The 8,287-nt window shown below is 58.0% G+C and carries 5 protein-coding genes and 1 pseudogene; 2 read left to right on the forward strand and 4 right to left on the reverse strand.

Annotation, left to right across the window (positions count from 1 at the left end):
• Positions 1 to 117: 117 nt before the first annotated feature.
• The 4 genes and pseudogenes from K5Q99_RS20640 to K5Q99_RS20655 form a co-directional block, all read right to left on the reverse strand.
• Positions 118 to 2,502 (reverse strand): annotated as a pseudogene (locus tag K5Q99_RS20640) (Tn3 family transposase); the annotation flags it as partial.
• A 2-nt stretch (positions 2,503 to 2,504) separates the two neighbouring features.
• Positions 2,505 to 3,062 (reverse strand): recombinase family protein, encoded by a 558-nt coding sequence (locus tag K5Q99_RS20645; protein ID WP_004213590.1) that lies wholly within the window; start codon positions 3,060 to 3,062, stop codon positions 2,505 to 2,507.
• Between the two features lie 129 nt (positions 3,063 to 3,191).
• Positions 3,192 to 4,271 carry a signal peptidase II gene (gene lspA, locus K5Q99_RS20650; RefSeq protein ID WP_011638892.1) on the reverse strand — a complete coding sequence of 360 codons (1,080 nt, stop codon included), beginning with the start codon at positions 4,269 to 4,271 and terminating at the stop codon, positions 3,192 to 3,194.
• Positions 4,268 to 6,673, reverse strand: a complete 2,406-nt coding sequence (locus tag K5Q99_RS20655) for a heavy metal translocating P-type ATPase (RefSeq protein WP_115407325.1) — start codon at positions 6,671 to 6,673, stop codon at positions 4,268 to 4,270. Before K5Q99_RS20655 ends, lspA begins: the two co-directional genes overlap by 4 nt.
• Positions 6,674 to 6,758: 85 nt before the next feature.
• On the opposite strand from K5Q99_RS20655, the gene cadR reads away from it, so the two are divergent.
• On the forward strand, positions 6,759 to 7,199 hold the full coding sequence (gene cadR / locus K5Q99_RS20660; protein ID WP_011638890.1) for a Cd(II)/Pb(II)-responsive transcriptional regulator: 441 nt from the start codon (positions 6,759 to 6,761) through the stop codon (positions 7,197 to 7,199).
• Between the two features lie 133 nt (positions 7,200 to 7,332).
• Positions 7,333 to 7,908: a tyrosine-type recombinase/integrase gene (locus K5Q99_RS20665; protein ID WP_246604552.1), complete on the forward strand. Its 576-nt coding sequence runs from the start codon at positions 7,333 to 7,335 to the stop codon at positions 7,906 to 7,908.
• Positions 7,909 to 8,287 lie beyond the last annotated feature (379 nt).

Raw genomic sequence — 8,287 nt, forward strand, 5'->3', positions numbered from 1 at the left:
TAATTGACTGATTGTGTACATTTGGGCCTTGCTCTCCGTACTTAAGTACGGTGGATTGTAATCCTAAAGCAGATAAACCCCAATAAAACCTTAACGTACGTTTTCGTTCTGTTGGACTTCATACCCCGTATCGCCCTTGGGAATGAACAGCTTGGTGTCGCCCAGGTCGCGGATGCGCGGCGCGAACCGGAATCCCAGAAAGTGCATCAGGCCGAACACATGATCGGTGAAGCCCGCCGTGTCGGTGTAGTGTTCCTCGATACGCAAGTCAGACTCGTGGTACAGCAGGCCATCGAGCACATAAGTCGAGTCGCGCAAGCCGACGTTGACCACCTTGGCGCTGAAGGGCGCGTATTGGTCGGAGATATGGGTATAGAACGTCCGCCCAGGGCTACTTCCATACTTCGGATTGATATGCCCGGTGCTCTCTGCCTTGCTGCCGGTTCGGAAGTTCTGGCCGTCCGACGATGACGTGGTGCCGTCGCCCCAGTTTCCGGCGAAGGGTTGTCGATACTGTGCGTTCACCAGCTCGGCCAGCGCCGTCGAATAGGTTTCGTCGCGAACGTGCCAGGCTTGCAGCCAAGACAGCTTGGCGTAGGTGGTGCCAGGGCAGGACTCGGCCATCTTGGTGAGCCCAAGATTGATACCATCAGCCAGAATCGTCGTCATCAGCAAGGTTTTGTCCTTGGCCGTGTCGCCGGTCTTCAGGTGTGTGAAGTGGCGCGTGAAGCCCGTCCATTCATCGACCTCCATCAGCAACTCGGTGATCTTGAGGTGCGGCAGCAACATCGCCGACTGGTCAATCAAGGCTTGCGCGGCGTCTGGCACCGCTGCGTCCAGCGGCGTTATCTTCAGGCCCGATGCAGTGGTGATGATGGCGTCCGGTAAGTCGTTGGTCGCCGCCATGCGGTTGACTGTGGCGAGTTGCGCCTCCAATAATTCCAGTCGGTCATGCAGATATTGGTCGCAGTCGGTGGCCACGGCCAGTGGCAATTCGCTGGCCAGCTTCAAGGTGGCGAACTTCTCGATCGGCACCAGGTATTCGTCGAAGTCCTTGAACTGACGCGAACCCTGCACCCAAACATCACCAGAGCGCAGTGCGTTCTTCAGCTCCGACAGGGCGCATAATTCGTAGTAACGCCGGTCAATACCCTCGTCGGTCAGAACCAGCTTTGCCCAGCGCGGCTTGATGAATGCGGTTGGCGCATCGGCGGGCACCTTGCGCGCGCTGTCGCTGTTCATGCCGCGCAGCACGTCGATGGCATCGAGCACACCCTTGGCGGTGGGCGCGGCGCGCAGTTTGAGCACGTCCAGGAACTGCGGCGCATAGCGGCGCAGCGTGGCGTAACTCTCGCCGATATGGTGCAGGAAATCAAAATCTGCAGGCCGCGCCAGCGTTTGCGCCTCGGTGACGCTGGCGGCGAAGGTGTCCCACGGCATGACCGCTTCGATGGCGGCGAACGGATCGCCGCCGTTTTGTTTGGCTTCAATCAGCGCCTGACCGATGCGCCCATACATCCGCACCTTGTCGTTGATCGCCTTGCCGGAAGCCTGGAACTGCTGTTGATGCTTGTTCTTGGCCGCATTGAACAGCTTGCCGATGATGCGGTCGTGAAGGTCGATGATTTCATCAGTGACGGTGGCCATGCCTTCGATGGCCAGTGCTACCAAGGTGGCGTAACGCCGCTGCGACTCGAACTTGGCCAGGTCGGCGGGCGTCATCTGGCCGCCCTCGCGGGCGATCTTGAGCAAGCGGTTTTGGTGTACCTGCCGTTCGATGCCAGCAGGTAGGTCAAGCGCTTGCCAGGCTTTGAGGCGTTCGATGTGTTCAAGCATGTGGCGCGAGTTAGGCTTGGCGGGCGATTGGCGCAGCCACGCTAGCCACGTCATTTTGCTACCATCCTTGCGCTTGAGCAGTTCGTCCAGGCGCTGGCGATGGACAGGTATCAAGGAATCGGCCAATGCCGCATGGATGCTCCGGTTGGCACGGGTAATGGCCTCGGCGCTTGCGCGCTCGATGGCATTCATGGCGGGTAGGATGATGCTCTGCCGCCGCAGGTTTTCAACAAGGGTGCTGGCCAGCACAATGCCTTTGTCTGTTTGCAAGGCCAGTTCGGTCAATGTATGCACGGCTTGCCGGTAGTGACTCATGGTGAAGGGCTTGAATCCAAACACCGTTTGCAGCTCGACCAAGTGCTCCCGCCGTGTCTGCTCGCGCTGGCCGTAATCGTTCCAGCTTTCCACCGGCACCTTGAGTTGTGCGGCCACCATGCGCAGCAGGGGCGGAAACGGAGGCTCATCGATGCCCAAGAAGATGCCAGGGAATCGCAAGTAGCAAAGCTGCACGGCGAAGCCCAATCGATTCGCAGCGCCGCGACGCTGGCGGATCACCGATAGGTCGGTTTCGTTGAACGTGTAGTGCCGTATCAGTTCGTCTTTGGCATCTGGTAGTGCCAGCAGGCTTTCGCGCTCGGTGGCGGACAGGATTGAGCGGCGCGGCATGATCAGTCTTCCCGCAGGTACTGGTACAAGGTTTCGCGACTGATGCCGAAGTCACGGGCCACCAAGGTTTTTTGATCGCCTGCCGCGACTCGCTGTTTCAACTTGGCAATTTGTTCGCTGTTCAGCGATTTCTTTCGTCCCCGGTAGGCACCGCGCTGCTTGGCCAGCACGATTCCCTCGCGCTGGCGTTCGCGGATCAGTGCGCGCTCGAACTCCGCAAAAGCCCCCATGACCGACAGCATCAAATTGGCCATCGGTGAGTCATCGCCGGTGAACGCCAGCCCTTCTTTGACAAACTCCATCCGCACGCCCCGTTGTGTCAGCCCCTGAACGATGCGGCGCAGGTCATCGAGATTGCGTGCCAACCTGTCCATGCTGTGCACCACCACGGTGTCGCCCTCGCGCACAAAGGCCAGCAGCCTTTCAAGTTCGGGACGTTGCGTGTCCTTTCCGGAAGCCTTATCGGTGAATACCTTACCGACTTCGATTTGCTCCAGTTGCCGATCAGGGTTCTGGTCGAAGCTGCTGACGCGGATATAGCCGATACGTTGACCTTGCAAGATGCCTCCAAAGGTAAAAGTGTCAGGATGAAATCTATTACCCTTGGCGGCTTGTGTCAATAAATACAAACTACAACTCTATTCTGACGTGCTTTGCGCCAAGCATCTGACATCAGGTTAGGGTATAGCTTAACCGGACACCTCGGCCTCTGTGCCTTTACTGCTTTTCGGTACAACCGTCAAGAACAGGCAGAGCGCTCCGATAGTTATCGCCACATCAGCGAGGTTGAAGGCGGGCCAGTGCGCAAGTCGCCAATGGAAGTCAAGGAAATCAACAACCTGTCCACGCAGCACACGATCCGCGACATTGCCCAGCGCACCGCCGAGGATCAGGCTGTATCCCATCGCTTCGAGACGGGGCAATTGCTGGCACAGCATGCGTCCCAGCCAAGCAGAAACGACCAGGCCCAGCGTGATGAAAAAGTAACGTTGCCAGCCGCCAGCGTTCGCCAGAAAGCTGAATGCCGCGCCGGGATTCAGGACATGGACGAAGTTGAAGAAGGGCGTGACTTCGACCTGTTCACCGTAGGCAAACGTGCGGGTGATGGCGAACTTTGCGAGCTGATCGGTCATGACAGCACTGGCGGCCACTGCGAACCAGACCCAAGTCGATGTGCGGCGAGCCGATTGCCACACAGGGGCGGCCAGCGGCATCAGCCACCCGGCGAGCGCCGTGCAACTCAATCCAAGTACCCACCCCGCCAGCACATCGGCAGGAAAGTGCATTCCGGCTGCGATGCGTGACCAACCGACCAATGCGGCGTACAACACCAAGCCGATACGGCCACGACGGCCTATCAAAGGCCAGAGCGCGCCGACCACCAGCGCGGCATAGGTGGCATGCCCGCTGGGCAGGCTGTAGTGTCGTTCGATGCCCCCGATAACGCGCACCATGTCGCCAAAAACGGCAGGCGGGCGTGGAAAGTCGATCCATAGCTTCAAGATGGTGGCGACGAGAAATGCCAACGCAAAGGCCACGCTAAAGACTCTGAGTCTGTACCGGATGGCATCGGCCCGCGTTGGGTCAGGTGCCGACTTTGACCATCCCCACATCGCCAAGAGCATCAGTGGTGCAGTCCAGTAGTTGCCTATCACAAGGTTGAAGAACGATGCCAGCGGTTCCAGCGCTGCAGGTGTGCTCATGTTGATGGCTTGGAACAACGCGATGTTCAGACCACCCCAGTCGTAGAGAAAGAATTTCCAGCTCATTTGCGCAACAGCCTCAAGCCATTGCCAACGACGAGCAAGCTGGCCCCCATATCAGCAAACACCGCCATCCACATGGTCGCTTGACCCGTGAAGGTCAGCACCAGAAATACTGCCTTGATGCCAAGGGCCAGCACAATGTTTTGCATCAGCACCTGCGCCGTCGCACGCGACAGGCGCACGAAGGTCGGAATCTTGCCCAGGTTGTCGTCCATCAGGGCCACGTCAGCGGTCTCGATGGCGGTATCTGTGCCAGCCGCTCCCATGGCAAAGCCGATGTCCGCACGCGCCAAGGCCGGGGCATCGTTGATGCCATCACCGACCATGCCGACCTTGCCCTTTATGGCCAGTAGCTCAACTTCGCGCAGTTTGTCGTCTGGGAGCAGATTGCCTTGCGCACGGTCGATCCCGGCTTGTGCGGCAATGGCCTGTGCCGTGTGGGGGTTGTCGCCGGTCAGCATCATGGTGTTGATGCCCAGTGCATGAAGCTCGGCAATGGCGCTCCTGCTGCTTTCCTTGATGGTGTCCGCTACGGCAAATAAGGCATGAACCCCTTTTGCGCTGACCAACATCACGACAGTTTTACCCATGGTTTCCAGCGCCGCGATGCGCTGTTCCAGCTCGGGAGTACGCTGCCCCAGCTCTTCTAGCATCCGCTGGTTGCCAAGATGGTAGGTTTCACCGTTGATTTGGCCCTGCACACCCCGACCGGGCAGCGCGTTGAATTCGGCCACGTCGAGCAAGGCAACCCCGTCCGTCTGCGCGGCCTGTGCCACCGCCTTGGATACAGGATGGTCCGAGCGGGCCGCCAGACTGGCAGCGATGCTGCGGCTGTCCGAGGCGAGTGCATTGCCCCATGTGACAAAGTCGGTCTGTGCGGGCTTGCCGTGCGTGATCGTGCCGGTCTTGTCCAGAGCCAGCCAGCGCAGCTTGCGGCCTTCTTCCAGATAGACGCCACCTTTGATGAGAATGCCGTGGCGGGCGGCGGCGGCCAGGCCGCTGACGATGCTGACCGGTGTAGAGATCACCAGTGCGCACGGGCAGGCGACCACCAGCAGAACCAATGCACGGTAGATCCAGTCGAGCCATGCCGCACCCATGAACAGCGGCGGCAACAACGCGACGGCGATGGCAACGCCGAATACAACGGGGGTGTACCAGCGGGCGAACTGATCGACAAAACGCTGAGTCGGCGCACGACTACCTTGCGCAGCCTCTACCGCGTGAATGATCCGGGCCAAAGTGGAGTTGTTGGCCAAGGCGGTGACGCGGTACTCGAACGAGCCGGATTCGTTGATCGTGCCAGCGAACACCGAATCACCGGGGGATTTTTCGACCGGGAGGCTTTCACCCGTGATCGGGGCTTGGTTGACGGCAGAGCGGCCTTCCAGCACCTCACCATCAAGGGCGATGCGCTCACCTGGTTTGACCCGGACGCGGGCGCCGATGGTGATTTGCTTGGCGCCCACCTCGCGCCATGTGCCGTCAGCCTGCTGTACCGTGGCCTGTTCCGGGGTCAGGTCGAGCAGGCCACGGATAGCGTTACGAGCGCGATCCAGCGATTTGGCTTCGATTACCTCGGCCAGCGCGAACAGTACCATCACCATTGCCGCTTCGGGCCAGTGGCCGATCAACATGGCACCCGTGACCGCAATCGACATGAGGGCGTTCATGTTGAGATTACGGTTCTTGAGCGCAATCCACCCCTTCTTGTAGGTGGAGAGGCCACCCGTGAAGACCGCGACAAGCGCCAGAACGACAACCGACCAGTGATTGCCGTTGTGGAGCCAGTAGACCGCCTCGGCCGCCGATGCAGTGACCAAGGAGATGCCCAGCGGCCACCAGTTGGTCGGCGTGGTCACAGGGGCGGCGGATGGAGATGCGACCTCTGCCGTGTCCACGACCTGCGCCTCGAATCCAAGCGCTTGCAGTGCCACGAGCACGTCTGGCAGAACCTGGTTCGCATGGCGTACCGACAGCGTGCGCTGCATCAGGTTGAAATCGAGATCAGCAACACCGGCCACGGTGCCGAGCTTGTTGCGGATCAACGTCTCTTCGGTCGGGCAATCCATCTTGGCAATGGACAGCTTGGTCGTCTGCTCGGCCGACGCCTGATCCATGCGCACAGCTTGCATGCCGATGGCCTTCAGCGCCTGCTCGACGGGAGACAACGAAGGCAATTCGTGTCGCACGGCCAAGGTACGTTGCATCAGGTTGAATTCAAGACCCGCCACCCCCGCCAGACCGGCCAGTTTGCTTCGGATCAGCGCCTCTTCGGTCGGGCAATCCATGTTCTCGATGCGGTACACCGCTTGAGCCGATCCGATTGCCAGCGGGGCCGGTGCCGTGGGTTGGATGATCGGCTCAGTCGTGCAGCCACACCCCTTTGAAGCGCATTCGCTCATGAGTAACTCCTGAAAATCTTCTATTCAGCCTCCATTAAAATCTCTATAGTCACTATAGAGTCAAGTGATAATTGGAGATTGATGCATGGAAATCAGAATTGGCGACCTCGCCAAGCGCTCTGGGTGCGAGGTCGTGACCATCCGCTACTACGAGAAGGAAGGGCTACTGCCGAAGCCAGCGCGAAGCGGTGGCAACTTCCGGCTGTACGGTGAGGCGCACATTGAGCGCTTGCAATTCATCCGTCATTGCCGTTCGCTCGAGATGACGTTGAGCGAGATTCGCGCATTGCTGGGTCTGCGAGACAACCCGATGCAGGACTGTGGGGAGGTCAACACGCTGCTGGAGGCCCATATTCAACAGGTGGAAATGCGTGTGTCCGCGCTGTTGCAGTTAAAACGGCACTTGGTTGATTTGCGCGAGAAGTGTTCTGGCTCTCGATCTGTAGAGGCGTGCGGCATTTTGCAAGGGTTGGGCAATTGCAATTGCCATGGTGAAAGTGCCACGAACAGTCAAACATCTGGGTAAGTAAGGGCTTAGCGTGCTTTATTTTCCGTTTTCTGAGGCGACCCCAATCAAATCTCTAGAGAACTGATTCAAGCCCATGCAAAACCTCGATATTGCCCCTGAAATGCGCCTGTTTACGCCCGATGGTGACCGGTTGTATTTAACCTCGGAAGAACGGCGGCGCTTCCTCGATGCCAGTGCCTTAGAATCGCCAAGTGAACGGATGTTTTGCCATGTGCTGCATTACACCGGTTGTCGTCCGTCTGAGGCGTTAGCTATCTCGCCCAGGCATGTGATGGTCGAGGATGCGGCAATCGTTATTCGTTCCCTTAAGAAGCATAAAACCGATCCCCATGGCCGGTTGAAGCAAGCACAGTATCGCAGCGTGCCGGTGCTGCCGTCTTTGATTGAACATTTGGATTTGGTGTTTGGTCTACGTGCGCAGCTACGCCGTGAGATGAACGCTGACTGTGTGTTATGGCCGATGAGTCGGCCTACCGCTTATCGTTTAGTGAAGCGTGTTATGTACAGGGCGGGGATTGTGGGAGCGCAAGCAACCGGTAAAGGCCTGCGGCATGGCTTTGGGGTGGCAATGGTTACGGCGAATCCGCCGGTGCCGCTGCATGTGATCAGTCAGTTAATGGGACACTGTGACAGCAAGACCACGGAAATCTATCTGCAGGTGCTGAGTGAAGAACGGCATAGCTTAGTGATGAATGCCTGGGGATAAATCGTTATTTTTTTGCAATGCAAAATTTTTATAACGGTTTTAGGTTCAATGAGGTGTATATCGATGGGGTGTTTTTGAGTGAAATGGTGGTGTTTTAGCGATCCCGTTTGACAGCATTTATTGCTTTAATTTGTACAATGAAATCTGAACAATGAAAGCGTTACAAAGCTTGATGTGTTGCGCTCTAGGTGAAGTTTTTAATTTCACCTAGAGCGCAAGGCGCGGGGGTTAACAGGGGAGTGCTCGTGATGCGGAGAACCCCCGCGCCGTTGTCTCGCCCGAGTGGAAAATATGCGAAAAAATAAAGGGAAAGAGGGCTTGCCACGCATCAACGCCTAGTTTTGATATGTAATAATGGTGCTCGGTATTGGAATTTACC

The organism is Shewanella hafniensis (assembly GCF_019655335.1).
Classification (GTDB): domain Bacteria; phylum Pseudomonadota; class Gammaproteobacteria; order Enterobacterales; family Shewanellaceae; genus Shewanella; species Shewanella hafniensis.

What these genes read in the sequence shown, in the direction of transcription:
- lspA (WP_011638892.1), bottom strand. Translation starts at nt 4,271, where the DNA reads ATGAGCTGGAAATTCTTTCTCTACGACTGGGGTGGTCTGAACATCGCG.
- K5Q99_RS20655 (WP_115407325.1), bottom strand. Translation starts at nt 6,673, where the DNA reads ATGAGCGAATGCGCTTCAAAGGGGTGTGGCTGCACGACTGAGCCGATC.
- cadR (WP_011638890.1), top strand. Translation starts at nt 6,759, where the DNA reads ATGGAAATCAGAATTGGCGACCTCGCCAAGCGCTCTGGGTGCGAGGTC.